Origin of the sequence: Caballeronia sp. Sq4a (genome assembly GCF_023170545.1) — a bacterium.
Lineage (GTDB): Bacteria > Pseudomonadota > Gammaproteobacteria > Burkholderiales > Burkholderiaceae > Caballeronia.
On the sequence record NZ_CP084252.1, the window covers coordinates 473,934 to 494,965 of the forward strand.

A 21,032-nucleotide genomic window follows, 5' to 3' on the forward strand; every position below is an offset into this window, starting at 1 on the left:
CGTTTTACCAGGTGAAGCCCTTGGCGTTGTCCTTGTCGACCACCTTCACGTCGACCGGCACGGCCTTCGGCACCGTCGCGCCCCACTTCTTGGCCAGTGCGACGCCGAGCGCGATGCGAACCTGATCGGCCGGGAACTGCGCCGTCGTTTCGATGAACTTCGAGTTCGGCTTCTGGATCGCATCCACCGCTTCGGGCGCGCCATCGACGCTCGTCAGCTTGATGTCCTTGCCCGACGACGTGATGGCCGAGAGCGAACCCATTGCGCCGCCGTCGTTGACGCTGAAGATGCCCTTCAGGTTCGGATGCGCGGAGATCATGTTCTCCGTCACCGACAATGCGGTCGCGCGCTCCTGCTTGCCGTTCTGCGTATCGACGAGCTTCACGTTCGGGAACTTCGCGAGCCCCGCCTTGCAGCCGCGCACGCGTTCGAGAATCGGCACGACCGGAATGCCGTCGAGGATCGCCACTTCGCCGCTGCCGCCGATCGCTTTCGCCAGGTATTCGCACGACATCACGCCGGCGTCGTAGTTTTTCGAGCCGACGAAGGAGTCGACGGGACCGTTGGCGTTCGCATCGACTGCAACGACGACCGCGCCCGCTTTCTTCGCCGCCGTGACGGCCGATTGAATGCCGGTCGAATCGGTGGGATTGACGAGCAGAATGTCGATCTTCTTCTGCAGCATGTCTTCGACGTCGCTGACCTGCTTGCTGACGTCATGGTGTGCGTCGGTGACGACGACCTTCGCGCCGATCGAATTCGCCGCTTCGTTCAGCGCCTTTTGCATCGTGACGAAATACGGGTTGTTCATTTCCTGGAAGGTCATGCCGATCGTGAGCGGTGCCGCCGCGTGCGCGACACCGCAAAGCGCGCCCCCAAAAGCAAGCGTGCCGATCAACGCGCCCCGGCGCAGCGACGAAACGGACATGCGGTTCATAGTTGTGTCTCCTAATTAACTTGCACTTCTTCAGGGTGAATGAAGCCCTCGCGCGAGCGAAGGGCGAATCTCGACAAGACGGCTGCTTTACGGCGAAAAGAGCGCGAGCGCCTTGGGCGTTGGGCGTTGGTCGTTACGTGGGCGACGATCGCATTCGTCGATCGACGGACGACGCGTAGCCGGCGGCCGTGTGTCCCGGCGACACATGCTCCGGGCTGCCTTCCGACGGCGCGTTCAAGTTGACTTCCCGGCTGCGCGCATTGATCCGCTGCAGCGCGCGGAACTCGGACGGCGTCATGCCTTTTGCCGCCCGGAACTGCCGATTGAAGTTCGACACGTTATTGAAGCCGGCCTGAAAACAGATCTGCGTGATGTTGATTTCGTCGGCGAGCAGCATGTGACACGCCGCTTCGATACGCAGGCGGTTCACGTACTGAACGAACGTCGCGCCCGTATGGCGATGAAACGCGCGCGAGAATGCGCTGACGCTCTGTCCGGCGAGGCCGGCGAGATCCGACTCGCGCAGATCCGAGGCCAGATTCTTGCCGATGTGCGCAAGCACATGACCGAACCGCTTGGACGAAGCGACGTTCTGCTCGTAAGCGATGCTCGCGAGGAGCGTCTGTTCCTTCGCATCGCAAAGGCATTCGAGAATACGAAGGAACAGCGAAATGCGCCGGATGCCGCGCGCCGTCAACAGTTCTTCGAACAGCGGCGCGACGACCGCGCTCGTCTGCGAGTCGAACAGGATCCCGCGACGTGCGTTGTCGAGCAACGGCTGGGCGTCGCGGCACTCGGGGAATGCTTCCATGCAGCGCTTGACGAAGTCCGTGCCGAACTGGATCACGAGATTGCGCCGCTCCACGAATTCGCCGTCCGGCACTTCGCTGACCCAGTTGTGCGGAAGATTCTCTCCCATCAGAACGAGGTTGCCTGGGCCGAACGAGCCGACATGATCGCCGACGAAGAACTTGCCGTGCGTGGCGACGATCAACTGCAACTCGAATTCCGGATGGAAGTGCCAGCGCACCGTCTTGTACGGATAGCCGTGCGACCAGGCCTTGAAGGACTCGCCGTGTCGAACGTCGACCACCTCTAGATCGGGGTGCCTCATGAAGCCGTCTCCAGTTTCTTTTATTGCCGGCTGCTTGTTGCCATTTTCGGGGCGCCGGCTATTGACGCCAATTTAGATCGGTCAGTGTCGCGCTTCTACCAACTTTTCGCCTCTTTTTATGTACTTTTTTGCATGCACAGAGGGTCATTGCGTCTCGACAGCAAATTGTGCGACGCAAAAATGTTCAGCTCCAGTATTTTCTTGATCGGCGGCGTAGCGGGTTTCCCCCGATTCGAAGGGACCCGGGTTCAAGACCGTCCGATACGAGGCAAGCGAGTTTCGTGAGACGCGCAGTTGTCTTGTCGAGCATGAAACCTCCAAAGGCGAAGGCATCGCGAATTACAGCGGAACCGTGGGGTTATTCCGGTGAGCGATAACGTGCCCTCGCCGGTGCGTCCACCCTGCCCTGCCTCAACGCGACCGGCCGGATGAAATCATGCCTCGGTGCAAAGTTTGCCGGACCTGGAGACTGCTCATTCTTCGACGCGCGGGGTAGGAGCTTGAGCCCGACGCGTAGCCTGCAGCTTCACCAAAAAATTGCCGACGGATCAGCAGACTGCCCCGGCGCTTGTTTCTTGAAAGCCGATGAATGGCGTTGGCCCGGGCCGGCGCCCTGATTCTCGTGCAGGTACCGAATAGGCGCGTCCCCCCATCCGGATATGCGACTTATGCAGGATGGTGCATCGCGCATTACGAGCCGAGAATGTATTCCATCGGTGGATGCAGCAAAATCCGCGCGCCACCCACGCGAAAGACAAAAAGCGTTTCGCCCATCTCCCGACCCAAACGGAAGTACGCCTGACTATCATTCGATGCCCGGTCGCCGCCCGCCTGGCATCGATGCGACAGCGCACGGAGGCGGCGTCTCTTAGGAGCAGTCAGACATGGCAATCCATCCACTCAACGGAAGCGAGCGCGCGCCCCCTCAAGGCGCGAAGCCCGTCGGCAAGGCAGACCCGGACGAACGCCTCGAGGTCACCCTGCTGGTGCGGCGGCGGTCGAGCGACGCATTCGCGAAGCATATGGCCGAACTCGCGGCGCAAGGGACATCGGCGAGGCATATCGGTCACGATGACTTCACCAGGGACTTCGGCGCAGACGACTCGGACCTGTCGGCGGTTCGGTCGTTCGCACAGAGGCACGGTCTCGCGGTGGTCGAGTGTCATGCGGCACGGCGCGCGGTGGTGCTGTCCGGCACCGTCTCCCAGTTCGAAGCGGCCTTCAACGTGAGCCTCGAACAGTATGAGCATGCGGGCGGCACGTATCGCGGGCGCGTCGGAGCGGTCCATCTTCCCGACGAACTGAACGGCGTGGTCAGTGCCGTCATGGGTCTCGACAACCGCCCGCAGGCGCGGCCAAACTTCCGCGCACGCGCGCCGCACGGCAATGTGCGCTGGGCGGCCGCAGCGGCGGGGCCGTCTGCGTTCACGCCGGTGCAGATCGCGTCGCTGTATGACTTCCCTGCAGGCGACGGAAAGGGTCAGTGCATCGCGCTGATCGAGCTTGGCGGAGGATTCAGACCCGCCGATCTGAAGACCTATTTCGCCTCGCTGCGGGTGGCCGCGCCTTCCGTGACCGCGGTCTCCGTCGATCACGCTCGGAACCATCCGACCGGCGATCCGAACGGCCCCGATGGCGAAGTGATGCTCGATATCGAGGTTGCGGGCGCCGTCGCGCCGGGCGCGAAGATTGTCGTGTATTTCGCGCCCAACACCGACGCAGGCTTTCTCGATGCCATCAGCACGGCGATTCATGACACGAAGAACAGGCCGTCGGTCATCTCGATCAGTTGGGGTGGTCCCGAATCGGAATGGACGCCGCAGGCCCTAAGCGCTTTCGATCAGGCGTTCCAGTCGGCTGCAGCGCTCGGCATCACGGTCTGCGTCGCATCGGGCGACAACGGTTCGGGCGACGGCGTGAACGACGGCGCCGATCATGTCGATTTTCCCGCCTCCAGCACGTATGCACTGGGTTGCGGCGGCACGTCGCTGCGGGCGAACGGCAATCAGTCGAGCAGCGAGACCGTCTGGAACAATGGCGCGGGCGGCGGTGCGAGCGGCGGCGGGGTGAGCGCGACCTTCGCGTTGCCGGCGTGGCAGGAAGGGCTTCACGTCACGCGCGCGGGTGGTCAGCACAGTCCGCTCACGAAGCGCGGCGTGCCCGACGTCGCGGGGGATGCCGATCCCGAGACCGGCTACGAAGTGCGTGTCGACGGTCACAACATGGTGATCGGCGGAACGAGCGCGGTCGCACCGCTATGGGCCGGGCTCATCGCGCGCATCAATGCGATCAAGGGCGCGCCGGTGGGATACATCAATCCGCAGCTCTACAAAAACCCGTCGCTGCTCGTGGATATCACGCAGGGCAATAACGGGGATTTTGCGGCGTCGGCCGGATGGGATGCGTGTACCGGGCTCGGACGGCCTGATGGCAAGAAGGTGCAGGCTGCCGTGAGTTGAAGCGGGCACGGCGTGCTCGTGATGCAACAAGTCATGCTTGGCGAGCACGCCGGCGGCCGGAGGGATCGTTGGAGCATTCACGGCGAGACGCGCGAAGTAATCTACCGCAACAAGACGCACGCCCGACACGGCGGTCTCAGCGACCGGCCTCATTGGCGCCTGGCAGCCATACCGACGAAGCCCGATGCCTTTCGAGGCACATACTTCGTGTGCTGCTGAAGAATATCGCGCTGCTGGTTCCCTCTGGTCGCCTCTGCGCCGACTGGAGCACAATGAATGCGGAAGTCGACGCGCGGGCGGCGGGCTGGCACCGCCGAGCGCTGCTAATCACGACGCGTGGAGGTTGCTATGAAAAGCCTCAAGGGTAGCTGCTTAACGCTTGCGGCCTTGTCGCTCCTACAGGCCGGAAACGCTGCTGCCGCCGACGTCTCACAAGGCGGACGACATTTGACAGCGACGGAGTGCCGTGACCTGTCCGCGATGAAAAACAAGCAGCCCCCGACAAAGACGCAACACCGCAGCGAGCTCTCGGCGTTGAGAAAAGCCGGCTACAACCCTGCACCGTGGCACGACGACCCCCACTACCCCGCGAACCTGCACGCAGCGCAGCGCTTGGTCGACCAGTGGTTCGAGACGGAGTGCAAGTAAGTGGCGACGGCCGGCAATGGCCGATTAAGCGATTGCGAGCCCGCCGCGCGACCGCAGATCGGGACTGCCTGAAAGTCCCGGAAGGAGAAATGACATGATTGGTGTTTTCGTCAGATTTCGCTACGGCGACGACTTCGATGAGCAAGCCGTTCGGCACATCGCTCAGACCGCGCGCGCGAAGTTCGAAGGAATGGCGGGCTTACACTCGAAAGCGTTCACGGTCGATTCCGCGCGGCGCGAGGCGACGAACTTCTATGTGTGGGACTCGGACGACGTCGCCAATGCATTCTTCTGCAATGAAAATCTGGATCGAATAGCGGGCCTGTATGGCGTGCGCCCCGACGTTAAGTTCGTGCAGATTGCCGCGCTGGTGGAGAACAAGGGCGCGTGACGCCGCGGTCAATGAGGACGGCCCGAGGTGTCCGGTGTCAACGTTATATGCAGGGGTTCGGGGCGCAATTCATGGCTTCGTCATCGAAGAAGAGCCACGCGGGCCACTTCGCGCCGAGTCGCCTTGCGAGCGCTTCGCCGCCTTGCTCCATGACGTAAATATCGTTGCAGAGATATGGGAGGAGGCGCGACTTCACCGGCTTTCACAGCGCGTCGCATATCGCCCGTATCATCCGTGGACACGCGCTGTTCCCGCTTTCATTCCAGCGTGAGCACGACGCGACCGTCCACCTTCCCGCTTTTCAGATCGGCGATCACCGAGTTGATGTTCTCCAGCCGGTCTCGACGGATGTGCGCGCGCACTTTGCCTTCGGCGGCGAAGTCGAGTGCTTCCTGGAGGTCGCGCCGCGTGCCGACGATGGAACCCCGCACGGTGATGCCGTTGAGGACGGTCGAGAAGATGGGCAGCGGAAAGTCGCCCGGCGGCAGGCCGTTCAGAGACACTGTGCCGCCTCGGCGCACCATGCCGAGCGCCTGCGCGAACGCGCTGCGCGACACGGCCGTGACCAGCACGCCATGCACCCCGCCGATCTCCTTTTGGATGACGGCGGCGGGATCGCCGAGCGATGCATCGATTGCCAGCTTCGCCCCGAGATCGCGGGCGAGCGCGAGCTTGGCCGGATCGACATCCACCGCGACCACATGCAGGCCCATCGCGATGGCGTATTGGACTGCAACGTGCCCGAGCCCGCCGATGCCGGAAATGGCGAGCCATTGTCCGGGCCGCGTGTCCGTGACGCGAATGCCCTTGTAGACGGTCACGCCCGCGCACAGAATCGGCGCGATCTGGTCGAAGGCGACCTGCTTCGGCAGGTGGCCCACATAGTCGGGGTCGGCGAGTACGTATTCCGCATAGCCGCCGTTGACCGAATAGCCCGTGTTCTTCTGCGCATGGCAAAGCGTTTCCCATCCCGAGAGGCAATGCTCGCAGTGGCCGCACGCCGTGTAGAGCCACGGCACGCCGACGCGATCGCCTTCCTTCACCTGCGTAACGTCCGCTCCAACGGCGGCGACGTAACCGACGCCTTCATGACCGGGAATGAACGGCAGCGTGGGCTTCACGGGCCAGTCGCCGTCGGCTGCGTGGATATCCGTGTGACAGACACCCGACGCCGCGATCTTCACGAGTATCTCGTTGCGGCCCGGCGTCGGAACCGGCACTTCTTCGATGCGCAAAGGTTCGCCGAACGCATGAACGACAGCGCCTTTCATCGATGTACTCATGAGAAACTCCCGTGGACGAAAGACGGCGACTCGTGTGGTGAGGCACCGGACGTGCGGTCAGTATGCGCGGCAACATTACGGGGCCTTTGACTCAGGTCAAGCGAAGCACGAGACCACATGTCCTTCTGTCATCGCGTCTTTGATCCGGCGTTGTTGCGATAACGAGGCGTAAATCCGTGAAGATGAGCGGCATCGGATACGCAGCCAGGGCCCTCGCGTGAGCGTGGCCAAAGCGGCGAGTCCTTCACGGATTCGACGACGAAGCGACGAACGCCGCAGCGACTAACCCCTGTCGGCCAAGAGTCGCGCGAGGCGCGAACGTTGAGCCGTGTACTCAGGCAGCGACGTCGCAGAGGCGGGCCAACATCAATCCGGTCGCTTGCTGTGTTGCGCGGATCGGTCGCACCATTCCGGAAGACGTCGGCCACATGGAAAGCGACTCTCTGCACTGTCTGACGCAACGCCAGGAAGGCTCCGACGACTCGACGACTATTTCACTCCGGCCGGTCCTTCACGACCTGTACCACGATTCTTCGATTCTTCCAGAACAGGTCGTGCACGCGCGGCTGCAGGCGCCGCAGCAGCTCCGGATCAGCCCTTTCGAATATCAGCACGGCCGCTGGCGCCGAGCCGTCCCCAGGAACACGCTCGATTCCGTCGCACGGAGGAAAGCCATACTTGGCCAAGAACTGTTTGATCTCGTCGTCAGAGCTTTCCGCTTCGATATTGTTCACTAGCACGAATGTCATGATGTTGCCCTCGAACCCGTCGAGTCCTCGCTGTCGGACTGCCTTCGATTTGCACGGCATGGCATTAGAACCTTCAAACGGCACCTGCCGATCGCTATCAATCCGACGCTAGGATTGCGCCATCGCCACGCTTCGCCGTTCGCGCTCAGAGTCGCGTTTCAACACGTTTCGAATGCGCGCGAGCATCGCCGTCTGCGCCTCTGTGGGGCGGATCTGGCGAACCCGCTCATCGGCCAAAATCTTGTCGAGCAGCGCGAGCAGCTTCCCGCACTGGGCGCGCTCGGCCAGAAGCACGGGCAGCGTGAGAAGCGCCTGTTCCGGCTCGAATTGCACGATGATTTCCTGCTCACCCCCTATCCGGCGCCACTGTTCGATCGGAAGCGCCGGAAGGTAGCCGCCATAGTCCTTCAGCATCTCCTGGCCCAGTGTGAGTTCGGCCAGCGAGACGGGCTCTCCCTTGGGCGACAACAGATGCCAGATGCGTGCGAATGCTTCGGCGAAGCCGCCGTGCGTGACGGATGCCAGCGCGTTCTTGACCACTGCGAGACTGCGCAGGTCCGGCTCTGCTTCCGTTTGAGGCCCCGCCGCCTTCTGTTTGTCGGCGAGATAGAGCGAGAACATGTTCCCGTATATGTAGAAGAACGCCGACTCAGTGAGCGCGTCGCGCATCGCTCGGTAGTAATCGAGTGAGGCGCTCACCAGGTCCGAAGCCTTGCTCTCGGCCGTGCGTAGCGGATCGTCCGGGCCGACCGCTTCCCGGTGCGCCTTGACGGTCTGCGCGGCCGGACCGAGCCACCATAGCCACGGGTTGGCATCCGAAATCACCCAGCGCTGAAGGCGCAAGGGATGCAATTCGCGCAGCATCTTGGCGCTCATTTCGTTCGACATGAACTGCACGAGCGGCTGCGCGAACAGTTCATAGGCATGCTGATTGAAGTCCGAGACCGCAGCAACAATCTCGAATGGCTTCTCGTCGACACGCTTGAAGCGATTGAGCCGCGCACGGATGTCCTCGAGCTGGTGTTCGCGGAACTCGACATCGTATTGAGTCCGCTCCGCATCGCCCGGGCGCTCGGTGATGACCATCTCATACAGGCCCGGCGTCAACAGCTCGATCGCCTCCAGCACGGAGACGATCTGCGAATACTCCTTTTTCGCGACCTTGCCTGATACGAAGATACCAAGATGGCCGATGTCCTGATGCACGAGCCCAACAATCACCTGTCCCCGCGCCTTGATCTCCTCGGTGCTGCCATACACGTCCGCAACCCAGTTGAAGGCTTGCTGAGGCGGCGTGATGTTGTCGCCCATCGACGCAAAGAGGATGATCGGCGAATGTATTTCTCGCAAGTCGAAGGTTTTTCCATTATCTGACTGCACACCGCCGGACCATAGCTTGTTGCCGACGAAGAGATTGCGGGTGATCCACTCGATCTCGTCGCGGTTCAACAGGTAGTAACCGCCCCACCAGCGTTCGAACTCGAGAAAGCGCGGCGGCTCGGTGTCGATGTTGGAATACACCTTGTAGTACTTGTCCCAAAGGCTGTTTGCGGGGTTCAGGTTCTCGAAGTTCTGCACGAGATGGGCGCCGTCGAACTTTCCGTTGCCCACATCAGCGGCGAACGATGACATCCAGGTGCCGCCGAGCATGCCGCCGGCATAACGCATCGGGTTGTCGCCTTCCCCTTCGCGCCATGCGCCGCCCCAATAGGACATCGGCGCGCCGTTGATGACGATGGGTCCGGTGTCCTCCGGATCGGCGGCTGCGAGCATCATCGCCGCCCAGCCGCCCTGGCAGTTTCCGACGATCGCAGGCTTCGGACTGTCGGGATGCAGTTCACGCACTTTCTTGACGAACTGCTGCTCGGCTGCGCACACGTCGAGCATCGTTTGCCCGGGCTCGGGGTCGACGAAGAATATGACGAAGTACACAGGATGTCCGCCACGCAATGCAACGCCCACCTGTGAGTCGTCCTTGAAAGCGCCAATACCGGGACCATGTCCGCCACGCGGGTCGATGATCACGTAAGGCCGCTTCTTCATATCGATTCTGACGCCGTCGGGCGGAATGATTTTCAGCAGTGCATAGTTCACCGGTCGTTCGAAGCTGCGGCCGTCGAGAAGCGTCTCATGTTGAAAGTGCAATACGGGCGTGGGCCCACCCTCGAGTTCCATGTGCACGAAGTTGTTGCCGCGTTCGCGCATCGTGTCCCAGAAGAGTATCGACCGCTGCACAGAATCGACTGCATAGCGCCAGCCATTCTGCGCGCCCGTCGGCGTTGCGAGCGTGGCAGGCCACGCCGCTGAACTGCCACCGAGCGATTCGCGCATACGCGCCTGGAAAGACTCGCAAGCGAGCTGACTGCGCTTCTGAAAAAGCAACCCGACTTTGAGGGCAATGTCGTGGCTGCGGGACAGTTGCGTTCCTGCATCCATGGGGGAGACTCGCAGATAGAGTGAATGGGCAATCGTCGCGCTAGCGGTTGCGACGTTTGCAGCATGTTGCTCGTAGCCGCGAGACGCTGGCTTGATACAGATCAACCGGGCCGTCGGCTGCGACGCATCCATATCTGCACATGTCGATGGTCGGCACGTCGAGCAAAGCGATCGAGAAGCAGCGCTAACTTGGAGGATGAAAACTTACGCCGTCGCAGTCATTGCGCGACGATCTTTCGGGTAGACGGCACGTTGATGTGCATCAAAGAAATCCCGTCGCGGCGCGGATAGGTTGAATACCGACAAAGACGAACCATCCCCCACGGCACGCATCGACTGAGGCATTCGGCTCACGTCCAGGTCGGTCGGGGCAACGATGCTCACTTGTCATGGCCACCCTATGTTCATCGTCGAGTATTGGATCATGAGCGAGAGTAGCTACTGCGCGCCTCACATGGCAAAGCGGTCACGGCGTGCGCTCGCGGCCACGCTTGCAGTGGCGCTTTCGCTCGTACTGGCGAGTTGCGCGGCCCCCGACATGCACCCTTCCGTCGACATGCCCGGCCGATTCGCTGCGGCGCCGGCATCCGTCGATGAACCCGAGACCGCCTGGTGGGACAGCTACGGTGACCCGGTGCTGGGGGACCTGGTTCGTCGGGCGGCGCAGGAGAACCGCGACATCAAGGTTGCAATGGAGCACGTGCGCGCGGCGCGGGCCGGCGAGACGATCAGCCGGTCATGGCTGTTTCCCAGCGTCGGGATTTATGGCGCAGCCTTCGATCACAAGACCGGTTTCGATTCGTTCTTCAAGCAGACCGTGCCAGAGGCCGCCGACACGAAGGGTTGGCAAGCCGGCGTCGACGTCTCCTGGGAAATCGACATCGCTGGCCGACTGCGCGCGGGCGCCGCAGCGGCCGCCGCGGACACGCGCACGGCGGAGGACGTCGCGAGAGGCGTGCGTCTGCTGGTCGTGTCGGACGTGGCCACGAACTACTTCACGCTCGTCGGCGCGTTGCGGCAACTCGATACGGTCCGCGCGATCTCGGCCGCGCGTGACGAGACGCTACGGCTCGTGACGGCTCGCCAGCGCGTCGGCCTCGCCACGCCGTTCGACGTCGAGCGAGCGCAGACCGAAGCGGCGACGGCCCACGCCGCAATACCGCCGCTGGAAACGCTGGCCGCGGTGTCGCGTCATCGCATCGCCGTGCTCATCGGCGATCAGGCGTTCGCCGCGTCGAGTATCGCGCCGTCGCGCGTCGATATTGCCGCTCCGACCGCGCGCGCCGGACAGCCAGCCGCACTCTTGCAACGCCGGCCGGATCTGCTCGCCGCGCAGGCGCAACTCGACGCAGCCAATGCGCGTCGGCAACAGGCGAAGGCCGAATGGTTCCCCCGTCTCTTCCTCGGGGCCCTGTTCGGCCGCGAGGGGCTCGACGTCAACGGCATGGCGCTCGGCGCGGCGCGCTTCACCAATGTAGCCGCATTACTCGCGATGCCGATCTTCAACGCGGGACGGACGCAAGCCCTGAACGACATCGCCGAGAGCGGGCAGAAGGAAGCGGTGCTTCGCTACGAGAACGCGATCGTGCGCGCACTCGAAGATGTCGAGAATTCGCTCGTCGCACTCGACGACGAGCGGCAACGCGCGCAACTGCTGGATGGCGCCGCCAGTTCGGCCGAGGCGGCCCTGCGACGCGCCCAGTCGCTGTACGACCGCGGGCAGACCGATCTTTTGCCGCTCCTCGATGCAGAGCGCTCGCGCTTGTCAGTGCGAGTCAGCGCCAACGACGCCAACACCCAACTGCTGCTCGACAGCGTGCAACTGTACAAGGCACTCGGTGGCGGGTGGGAAGTGTTCGAGCCCTCCGCGACATCGAGCGGTGCGGATGCAGCACATTCCCCGAAATCCTGAACCATCGTCCGAAACGAGGAACTGTCGTGAGAACCCATGTCTGCCGGGCGCTTCCAGTCATATGCTTCGCCGCGATCTTGTCAGGCTGCTCGGAAAAGCCGCCACCTGAAGCGTTGCGTGTCGTTCGCACAGCGGAGATCCGCTACGACAAGACTCAGGAGACGGATCGATACTTCGGCTCCGTGCAATCGCGCTATGAAGTCGATCAGGGTTTCCGCGTCGGCGGGAAGATCGTGAGCCGCAAGGTGGACGTGGGCATGAAAGTGCATCGAGGCGACGTCCTCGCCGTCCTGGACGGCACAGATTACAGGCTTGCGGTGCAGGCCGCGCAGGAGAAGTTGACCGCGTCGCAAGCGCAGGCCCGGCAAGCCGAGTCGGATCGAAAGCGGCTGGAAGCGCTCAAGGCCGATGGTTCGGTCAGTCCGTCCGACGACGAAAAAGCGCAGACGAACGCGCGCACGACGCGTTCCGCCGCCGAAGCCGACGCGCGCAATCTCGAACTCGCCCGCAATCGTCTCGAATACACCACGCTGCGCGCGGAGCAGGACGGGGTCGTCACGAGCGTGAAGTTCGAGACCGGCCAGGTGGTGGCCGAAGGGCAGCCCATTGTCTCGATCGCGAAGGACGCCGAGCCCGAGATCGTCGTCAATGTGCCGGAGGACCATGTGCAGTCGTTCAAGACGTCGCGATACAAGGCATGGCTTGCCAGCGCATCCGCCGACACGTTCGATGTCGTATTGCGTGAACTATCGCCCCAGGCTGCGGCGCAAACCCGCACCTTCCGCGCGCGCCTGAAGCCCGCGGTGCCCCGATCTCTGCCGCTTGGCGCAACCGCGACGCTCGTGGTCGAGCGCCCGGCGGCGCAAAACGACGTGGCCGCTATCCCGGCTGGTTCGATCACTCAGAATAATGGCCGGCCCGCAGTCTGGGTGGTTCGTCAAGAAGGGACCAACGCAACCGGAAAGGTCGATCTCATGCCCGTCGAGCTGCGCGGGTATCGCAACGACGACGTGCTTGTCTCCGGGCTGCCGGCCGGCGAGTTGGTGGTCACCGCGGGCGTGCACAAGATGGCACCGGGCCTGAAGGTGGCACTTGGCGGCGTTCGGAGCGAAGTCGAAACGAAGAAGGTTTCACATGAAGTCGCTCAATCTCACTGAATGGGCGCTGAACCATCGCGCCATCGTCCTGTTCCTGATCCTCTCGATCACGATCGGAGGCGTGCTGGGCTTCACCAGGCTCGGTCAGCTGGAAGATCCTAACTTTTCGGTGCCTTCGATGACGGCGGTGGTGATCTGGCCCGGCGCGACCGCGCAACAGATGCAGGACGAGGTAGTCAACCGCATGGAGAAGAAGTTCGAGCAGCTCGACCACTTCGACAAGGTCAAGACCTACGCCCGGCAGGGATACGCCGGCATGCTGATCTCGGTCAAGGGCGGTACGTCGCATGCGGACCAGCGCGAAGCCTGGTATCAGGCGCGCAAGAAGTTCAGCGACATCAAGCTCGAGCTGCCTGACGGCGTCATCGGTCCGATCTTCAACGACGAGTTCAGCGACGTCACCGGCCTGCTATACGCGGTCAAGGGCGACGGCATCAGTCAATGGGAGCTGAGCGACATCGCCGAGGACATCAAGCGGCGCCTGCTCAGGGTGCCGATGGTCAAGAAGGTCGACGTCTACGGCAAGCAGGCCAAGAAGGTCTATGTCGAGTTTTCCAACGAGCGCCTCGCCGCGCTCGGCATCACGCCCCTCCAGATTGCGGAAAGCGTGCGCAATCAGAACGCGGTGGAAGCAAGCGGCCAGATCGATACCAGAACTGACCGCCTGATGGTGCGGGTCAGTGGTCAGTTCAACGACCTGGACGACATCCGCAACGTTCCGATCGCTGCCGCCGGGCGCGTCATCAAGCTCGGCGACTTCACTACCGTCACGCGAGGCTACGAGGACCCGCCGCAGTACACGATCCGCCACAACGGGCAACAGGTGCTCATGCTCGGCATCGTGATGACCGACGACGGCAACATCGTCGAACTCGGCAAAACGCTTCAAGGCACGATCGCCAGGGTGCAGTCGGAGCTGCCGTACGGCGTCGAGCTCGAGCGCGTGGCCGACCAGCCGACCGTGGTCGGCGAATCGGTCTGGGAGTTCGAGCGCTCACTGCTGGAAGCGCTGGCGATCGTGCTGGTCGTGAGCCTTCTGAGCCTCGGCTGGCGTACCGGCATCGTCGTGGGCCTTTCGGTGCCCATCGTGCTCGGCGTGGTCGCGCTGGTGATGCTCTGCATGGGCTGGAATCTCGAGCGCGTGTCGCTCGGCTCGCTCATCATCGCCCTCGGTTTGCTGGTCGATGACGGAATCATCGCCGTCGAGATGATGGTGGTGAAGATGGAGGAAGGCTGGGACCGCGTGAAAGCCGCCGCGTTCTCTTATTCGTCCACTGCACTGCCGCGGCTTACCGGCGCGCTGATCACCACTGCGGCTTTCATGCCCATCGGCTTGTCCAGATCGACGACGGGCGAGTACGCGGGCGGCATCTTTTGGATCGTGGGCACCGCCGTGCTGTTCTCGTGGTTCGTGTCCGGGATCATCACGCCGTATCTCGCGGTGAAGATTCTGCCGGACATCAAAAAGCACGACCACGGCGGCGACCCCTACCGCACGCCGTTCTACAACAAGCTGCGTGGAATGATCGAGCTCGCCATCGCCAGGCGATGGTGGGTCATCGGCGCGACGGTCGCAGCATTCGCTTTGGCCGTCGCAGGCAGTCAACTCGTGCCGCAGCAGTTCTTCCCGAACAGCGACCGGCCGGAATTGATCGTCGAACTGCGCTTGAAGGAAGGCGCTTCGTTTGCTGCGACCACCGAGCAAGTCAAGAACATGGAGGCGGTGCTCGCGAAGGACGCGGATGTCAAGTTCTACACGGCATACACCGGTGCCGGCCAGCCCCGCTTCTACCTGGCGCTCGACCCCGAACTGCCGAACCCCGGCTACGCCGTCTTCGTGGTGATGACCAAAGGCCTGGAAGCGCGCGAACGCGTGCGCTCGCGCCTGATGTCGATCGCCAACGACACGTTCCCCGCGGCGTGGGTCCGCGTCACGCGCCTGGAACTGGGTCCGCCGGTTGGCTTCCCGGTGCAGTTCCGCGTCGTCGGCTCGGACAAGCAGAAGGTTCGCGAGATCGCGCGCGAGGTCGAGGCGGTGGTGGCGTCGAGCCCGAAGGTCCGCGACGTACAACTCGACTGGAACGACCCGGTGCGCACGCTGCGCGTCGATCTCGACCAGGACAAGGCGCGTGCGCTCGGCCTGGCGCCTGCGGACGTCGCCTTCGTGACGCAGGTTTTCATGAATGGCGCGGCCCTGTCGCAGTTGCGCGAGCACGAAGACCTGGTCGACATCGTCACGCGCGCCGTGCCTTCCGAGCGCCTCGATCTCGACACGCTGAAGAACGTCAATGTGTACACACGCGACGGAACGGTCGTACCGCTGTCTCAGGTCGCGCGTGTGCGCGACGTGCTCGAAGAGCCGGTATTGTGGCGGCGCAACCGCGACATGGCCATCACGGTGCGCGCCGACGTCAAGGATGGCGAGCAGGGCGTCTCGGCCACGCAGTCGATCGTGCCGCGGCTCGCGGGCATCGAGGCGAAGCTGCCGTCTGGCTATCGGATCGACGTGGGCGGCGCCGTCGAGGAAAGCGACAAGGCGAACAAGGCTCTGGCGGCGGTGTTTCCGGTGATGCTGATCACGATCCTGTCAATCCTGATGCTGCAGTTGCAGAGCTTCTCCAAGATGTTCATGGTGCTTCTGACCGCACCGCTCGGGCTCATCGGGGTCGTGGCCGCGCTGCTGATCTTCCGGGCGCCCCTCGGCTTCGTGGCGATCCTCGGCATCACCGCTTTGTCCGGCATGATCATGCGCAATGCGGTCATCCTCGTCGATCAGGTCAGCAAGGAGACCGAACAGGGCCTCGATCCCTGGAATGCGGTGCTGGAAGCCGCGATCCATCGGACGCGTCCCGTCATGCTGACCGCCGCGGCCACGGTGCTTGCAATGATCCCGTTGGCGCGCAGCGTCTTCTGGGGCCCAATGGCAATCGCCATCATGGGAGGCCTCACGGTGGCGACGGTGCTGACGATCTTTTTCGTGCCGGCGTTATATGCCGCGTGGTTCAAAGTCCAGCGCGGGCAGCGCCCCCCGGGCCGTCGATGCAGCGCCTCCGGCGGGGCGGCAAACGGCTGCGGCCGAATGAAGACGTGAGCACGGCCGAAAGAACATGGACGCATCAGGCGGGGAGCATGGATGCGTTGCTCACTTCGCTGCGCGCAGCAGGACTCGTCAGCACCTGTTCGAAGCTTCCTCAGAAAGGTTCTACAGCGGAGCATGCGGACGTGTCGTTGCTGGCGGTTATACGATGATGCGGAGTTCAGATCACCCCTCGAAGGATGAGGAACACCCGGAAGGCTCTTGAGCAACGCCGAGCGGGTCCAGTGCGCGACTTCACATGCCGGGGCTACGCGGCCTCGGTTCTGCTTCGGCGCCCTATCGACCGGCTGTGGTCTGAGCAGGCAATCGCGAGTTGCATGGCTTCGGGTCTTAGCTATTCCGCCCACGATGACCAATGCTCACCAGCTTCGCGCCGAGTCGCCTTGCGAGCGCTTCGCCGCCTTGCTGCATGACGTAATCGTGATTCCATTCGAAGAGCGGGCGCGCCACGGGAGCGAGCAGATTCATCCAGCCACGGCCGGTGCGCACGCGCCATTCGTATCGGACGGCGGTGAGCTCATCGCTCGATGAGAACGTCCAGCGCCCGATCCCCTCCACATCGCCGCTCGCCACGCCTTCGAGCAACACGAGCGGCTTAACCTGCGTGACGCGCATATCGAAGCGCACGCGATACGGCAGGCGACCCCTCCACACGTAACGATGCAATGCGCCCACGCCATCGGCCGCGCCGCTTTCCACTTCGCTCACGCGCTCGACGCAGGTCCACCATTGCGGCCACGCAGCCGGATCGTGAACGGCGTCCCATACCGCCTGAATTGGCGCCCCGATCTTCCAGACGGTAACGAACCGATATTCGCTCGCGTGCACGATTGCCTCCAGAGCGCTCACTCCCCGTTCGGAATCGGCTCAATGGCCTCGTCGGTTACTGGCCGCCGCCGAGCGCGTTAATCGCGACTTGCAGCATCGGTGCGGCCTGTTCTCGCGGCTAACCTTTCTAGTACGTCGCTTTATCTTTCATCGACCAAGCCACTCGAGGAGGATAGTAGATCATATCCGGGTCTCCGCAACCCGCGGTCGAGTCGGGGGGAATAGACGTGCAGTGTCCTGACGCACACTGGCGGCCATGCGTTACACGGCAACTCGCCAGTCTGCGACGCCCAACAACCGTGCCCCGATGTGTCGTGGGCCAACCGACAGTTCGCCCCGACGAGCCATTCGGACGGCAGTTTCCCGCGTCGACGTTTCCTTTAACTTCAATGACTTACGCGCCGGCCGCTGTGTCGCGCATCGCATGGCACGGAACCTGTGATGAAGAGGGCGAGCGACGCCATACGCGCTCAATTCTCCCGGCCTTCGGGCCTTACTGAAATAGGTGACCAAAATGTGCGCACTGAACATTGTCGACCTTCGCCACGAAGAGGAGCTTTCCCGGACCGAGATGGCACAGGTCATCGGAGGGCATGACGTGGAGAAGGAAAAAGCACTTGTCGAGCTATGGGGTGTCATTCACTCAATGACTGCTCTGGAGAACGAGCCCGAGCCCGCTCCCCCGCATGTGCCCATGAAGCTCTGACCGTCGAGATGCGGGTCTGGTCCTCGGGGTCGAACGGCAAGCGAAAGAGGAAGACCGCAAGGGCTGCTTTCCGGCCGTTGCGGTATCGGCTGAAGCGGCTGGGAAACGAGATTGATGCGCCTGGAGACGAAGCCGCTCGCAAGAAGCGGCGCTAAAACTCGACAACGTGCGCGATATTGATTCGTCGAAGGTCGCCTCGAGCAGAGCCAAGTGCTCCGCTGCATGCAGGCGCTGCTTTTTTCCGCCGCGCTGGCTCGTCGGCGAGACACCTACCGCACTAAGAATCGACGATTCACTGGCATGGGCTTTATGAGTCGTACTAAACCAAGGGTTCTGGAAGCTGTCATTAGAGACTTTGCGGCGATGACCCAATGCGTATTGGTTTGCGGCGGAAACTGACTGACTCTTAGCGGAAGTGAGTCAGTTCTTGCTCGACTGTCAGTTGGACCGCAACGGCAATTACATTGAAATTAGGCGGGAATTCTAGTGGCCGTCGCGGCGCCGTTCTTCATGGCGCAACGCATTTATCCGGTCTTTTGTATTCCAGCAATGAAGGCTCCCTGACGAGTCCCGCCCCCGCTCCCTCATCCCTTGCCCAGAGGTGGCCGGCTCGGAAACCCAGCCATATTGCTGAGCTGAGCGAGTTCATTGGCGGCCTCGCGCAGCAGTTCCGAGTACTCGTGGATCTTCTCTGCGGTCAGCCGCTTGCGCGGGCCCGCCAGGCTAATGACGCCGACGCAACGCGAGCCGCTGACCACCGGTGCCGCGACCGCCGACATCCTCGGCGCAAACACCTCGTCGATCATTGCGTAGCCGCGCACGCGCGCGGCGTGCAGGAAACCGAACAATGCCTTCAGCGTCGTCGGCGCGTTAGGGCCGAATTCCTTCGGCTGACCGAAGCCCTGCTTCAAGACGAGCGCGGCCGCTTGTTCATCCGACATCGTCATGAGCCACGCGTGACCGGTCGACGTGCACGAAAGCCGCGCGGCCTGACCCATGTCGGGATCATAGCGAAAGCCCGTGCGCTGTCCGTCCGCCTTGCCGACCCAGATGATGGCGTCGCCATCCACCAGCGACAGCCGCGCCAGTTCGCCGGTCTGCGCCGCGACACGTTCGATGATCGGCTGCGCGATGTCCGCGATGCCGGTCAGGCTCAGAAACTCGAGGCCGTTCGACGTCATGCGCATCGTGAGGATGTAGCGGCTGTTGTCGGCGAACTGACGCACATAACCGCTTTCGACCAGCTCGGCGAGCACGCGATGACATGAACTCCGCGGCATGCCTAACGCATCGGCGATCTCCAGCAGCCCCGTGCCTTCGCCCTGCGACGCGAGGAAATCCAGAATTCTCAGGCCGTTCTTCAGCGACATGGATCGTCGAGCTTTCGCGATATGAAACGCAGTTCCGGTCCGGAACATGTGGCGTTGGTGGAGCCAACAATAACACTTGTTCGTCCGAGAAACGAACGCCAACATCCGAGAACCAGGAGACATCCATGTCAGTTACCGCTGACCCCAACATGGCCGCGGGCGAACGATCCGCGCAGGCCCACTTGATGGCGCGTCGCGCAGTGGCGGGCGCGACCGTCGGCACGGCGCTGGAGTGGTTCGATTTCGCGCTCTACGGCGTGGTCGCAGCCACGATCTTTCCGAAGCTGTTCTTTCCATCGCTCGACCCGACTGCGTCGCTGCTTGCGTCGCTCGCCAGCTTCTGGGCGGGGCTCGCGGCGCGTCCGCTCGGCGCGGTGATCTGCGGCATGCTCGGCGACCGCTGGGGACGGCGCAACCTCATGCTCGTCACGGTTTCGGTGATGGGCGCGTCCTCGTTCATGATGGGCCTGCTGCCCACTTATCAGCAGGTCGGCATTCTTGCGCCGACCTTGCTGGTGTCGCTGCGCATCATCCAGGGGTTCGCGCTCGGGGGAGAATCGACCGGCGCGCAACTGATGGCCGTCGAACACGCGGCCGCGACGAAACGCGGATGGTATTCCGGCCTGCTCGGCATCTGCTCGCCGCTCAGCCAGATCCTGGCGAATTTCTCGCTCTTCGCACTGTCCGCCCTGCTTTCGGCCGATGACTTCGAATCCTTCGGATGGAGAGTCCCGTTTCTCGCGAGTTTCGTGCTCGTGCTGCTCGGAATCTATATCCGCATGAAGGTCAGCGAGACGCCGGCGTTCGAGGCGCTGAAGAAAAAGGGCGAAGGCGCGCGCGCCGCCAATCCGCTCGGCATCGTCTTCAAGTTTCACTGGCGGACCGCACTGCGTCTGACGCTGTTCTTCTGCGGCCCGGCGGCGCTGTTCTATCTGATCGTGGTCTTCTCGCTGAGCTATCTCACGAAGAACCTCGGCGTGCCCAAGCAGACCGGTTTCATGCTGCTGATGGTGGCCAATGTCTGCGCCATCGCGGGTGCGCTCGCGGGCGGCTATCTGAGCGACCGGATCGGGCGTAAGCGCGCGCTGATGATCGGCTCGTTCTGCACGCTCGTCTGCTGTCTGATTTACTTTCCGATCCTCAACCAGCACTCGGTCGCCATGACGATGGCCGTGATGGGCGCATTTCTCGGCTTCACGCAGTTCCAGAGCGGCATCCAGCCGGTATGGTTCGCCGAATCCTTCCCGACCGAAGCGCGTTACACGGGGTCCGCGCTGTCGTACTCGGGGGCCAATCTGCTCACCGGCGGGCCCATGCCGATCGTCGCGGTGGCCCTGCTCAATGGCTTTCACGGTTCACCGTGGGCCATCGTCGCTGTGTGTGGCTCGCTGAACCTGCTCTCCTTCCTCATGATCGCCACGTCGCGGGAAACCAAAGACACGGCCCTCGAACGCAGCGCCACCCATTGAAACCATGACTCGCAAACTGTATATCCTCAACGGTTCCAACCTGAACATGCTGGGGCTGCGGGAACCGCACCTTTACGGCCATACGACGCTGAAGGACATCGAACAAAACTGTCTCGCGCTTGCCGAGGATCTCAAGTTCGATTGCGTGTTCCGTCAGACCAACAGCGAGAGCCAACTGATCGACTGGATTCAGGAAGCATTCCTGCAGGACGCCGCGCTCGTCATCAACCCGGCCGGCTTTTCGTTCGGGCGAATTCCGGTGCTCGACGCAGTCAAGCTGATCCGCCAGCCGGTGGTGGAAGTGCATATCACGAACATTCACCGGCGCTCCGAGGAATACCGTCACTCGACAATCTCGGTGGCCGCGACCGCGGTGATCTGCGGGGCGGGCGCGAACGGGTACTTGCTCGCGATTCGCGCTGTCGATGACCTTTGGACCGCACAGAGCTAATGCTTGAGTGAATCATCGTCGCGGT

At 62.7% G+C, this 21,032-nt stretch carries 16 protein-coding genes; 9 read left to right on the forward strand and 7 right to left on the reverse strand.

Annotation, left to right across the window (positions count from 1 at the left end; all coding sequences use genetic code 11):
- Positions 1–4 precede the first annotated feature (4 nt).
- Entirely contained in the window at positions 5–937 is a 933-nt protein-coding gene (locus LDZ24_RS21795; RefSeq protein ID WP_371747487.1) for a substrate-binding domain-containing protein, read from the reverse strand.
- 133 nt (positions 938–1,070) lie between these two features.
- On the reverse strand, positions 1,071–2,051 hold the full coding sequence (locus LDZ24_RS21800) for an AraC family transcriptional regulator (protein ID WP_248324163.1): 981 nt from the start codon (positions 2,049–2,051) through the stop codon (positions 1,071–1,073).
- An 884-nt stretch (positions 2,052–2,935) separates the two neighbouring features.
- Between LDZ24_RS21800 and LDZ24_RS21805 the strand changes: the two genes are divergently transcribed.
- The 3 genes from LDZ24_RS21805 to LDZ24_RS21815 all read left to right on the forward strand — a co-directional run bounded on the left by LDZ24_RS21805 (position 2,936) and on the right by LDZ24_RS21815 (position 5,549).
- Positions 2,936–4,510 carry a protease pro-enzyme activation domain-containing protein gene (locus tag LDZ24_RS21805; protein ID WP_248324164.1) on the forward strand — a complete coding sequence of 525 codons (1,575 nt, stop codon included), beginning with the start codon at positions 2,936–2,938 and terminating at the stop codon, positions 4,508–4,510.
- A 348-nt stretch (positions 4,511–4,858) separates the two neighbouring features.
- Positions 4,859–5,158 (forward strand): DUF4148 domain-containing protein, encoded by a 300-nt coding sequence (locus LDZ24_RS21810; RefSeq protein WP_248324165.1) that lies wholly within the window; start codon positions 4,859–4,861, stop codon positions 5,156–5,158.
- 94 nt (positions 5,159–5,252) lie between these two features.
- Positions 5,253–5,549: a hypothetical protein gene (locus LDZ24_RS21815; protein WP_248324166.1), complete on the forward strand. Its 297-nt coding sequence runs from the start codon at positions 5,253–5,255 to the stop codon at positions 5,547–5,549.
- 257 nt (positions 5,550–5,806) lie between these two features.
- Here LDZ24_RS21815 and adhP read toward each other — a convergent pair whose 3' ends face one another.
- The 3 genes from adhP to LDZ24_RS21830 all read right to left on the reverse strand — a co-directional run bounded on the left by adhP (position 5,807) and on the right by LDZ24_RS21830 (position 10,017).
- Positions 5,807–6,832 (reverse strand): alcohol dehydrogenase AdhP, encoded by a 1,026-nt coding sequence (gene adhP / locus LDZ24_RS21820; RefSeq protein ID WP_248324167.1) that lies wholly within the window; start codon positions 6,830–6,832, stop codon positions 5,807–5,809.
- A gap of 494 nt (positions 6,833–7,326) precedes the next feature.
- Positions 7,327–7,581 carry an RNA-binding protein gene (locus LDZ24_RS21825; protein WP_248324168.1) on the reverse strand — a complete coding sequence of 85 codons (255 nt, stop codon included), beginning with the start codon at positions 7,579–7,581 and terminating at the stop codon, positions 7,327–7,329.
- Between the two features lie 108 nt (positions 7,582–7,689).
- Entirely contained in the window at positions 7,690–10,017 is a 2,328-nt protein-coding gene (locus LDZ24_RS21830) for a DUF3141 domain-containing protein (RefSeq protein ID WP_248324169.1), read from the reverse strand.
- 454 nt (positions 10,018–10,471) lie between these two features.
- Between LDZ24_RS21830 and LDZ24_RS21835 the strand changes: the two genes are divergently transcribed.
- The 3 genes from LDZ24_RS21835 to LDZ24_RS21845 are packed head-to-tail and all read left to right on the forward strand — an operon-like array spanning position 10,472 to position 16,177.
- Complete coding sequence (locus LDZ24_RS21835; protein ID WP_248324170.1) at positions 10,472–11,929, forward strand: efflux transporter outer membrane subunit; 1,458 nt, start codon at positions 10,472–10,474, stop codon at positions 11,927–11,929.
- Positions 11,930–11,955: 26 nt separating this feature from the next.
- Positions 11,956–13,086: an efflux RND transporter periplasmic adaptor subunit gene (locus LDZ24_RS21840; RefSeq protein WP_248324248.1), complete on the forward strand. Its 1,131-nt coding sequence runs from the start codon at positions 11,956–11,958 to the stop codon at positions 13,084–13,086.
- The gene (locus tag LDZ24_RS21845; RefSeq protein WP_248324171.1) at positions 13,064–16,177 is read left to right on the forward strand and encodes an efflux RND transporter permease subunit; all 3,114 of its coding nucleotides are present in this window, start codon (positions 13,064–13,066) and stop codon (positions 16,175–16,177) included. Before LDZ24_RS21840 ends, LDZ24_RS21845 begins: the two co-directional genes overlap by 23 nt.
- 336 nt (positions 16,178–16,513) lie before the next feature.
- On the opposite strand, the gene LDZ24_RS21850 is transcribed toward LDZ24_RS21845, so the two are convergent.
- On the reverse strand, positions 16,514–17,011 hold the full coding sequence (locus LDZ24_RS21850) for an SRPBCC family protein (RefSeq protein WP_248324249.1): 498 nt from the start codon (positions 17,009–17,011) through the stop codon (positions 16,514–16,516).
- 514 nt (positions 17,012–17,525) lie between these two features.
- Here LDZ24_RS21850 and LDZ24_RS21855 point away from each other — a divergent pair.
- Entirely contained in the window at positions 17,526–17,717 is a 192-nt protein-coding gene (locus tag LDZ24_RS21855; RefSeq protein ID WP_248324172.1) for a hypothetical protein, read from the forward strand.
- 584 nt (positions 17,718–18,301) lie between these two features.
- On the opposite strand, the gene LDZ24_RS21860 is transcribed toward LDZ24_RS21855, so the two are convergent.
- Complete coding sequence (locus LDZ24_RS21860) at positions 18,302–19,087, reverse strand: IclR family transcriptional regulator (protein WP_175943157.1); 786 nt, start codon at positions 19,085–19,087, stop codon at positions 18,302–18,304.
- A 185-nt stretch (positions 19,088–19,272) separates the two neighbouring features.
- Here LDZ24_RS21860 and LDZ24_RS21865 point away from each other — a divergent pair, with 185 nt between their 5' ends.
- On the forward strand, positions 19,273–20,556 hold the full coding sequence (locus LDZ24_RS21865; protein WP_248324250.1) for an MFS transporter: 1,284 nt from the start codon (positions 19,273–19,275) through the stop codon (positions 20,554–20,556).
- Between the two features lie 4 nt (positions 20,557–20,560).
- Positions 20,561–21,007, forward strand: coding sequence for a type II 3-dehydroquinate dehydratase (locus tag LDZ24_RS21870; RefSeq protein WP_248324173.1), 447 nt, complete (start codon positions 20,561–20,563; stop codon positions 21,005–21,007).
- Positions 21,008–21,032: the final 25 nt, after the last annotated feature.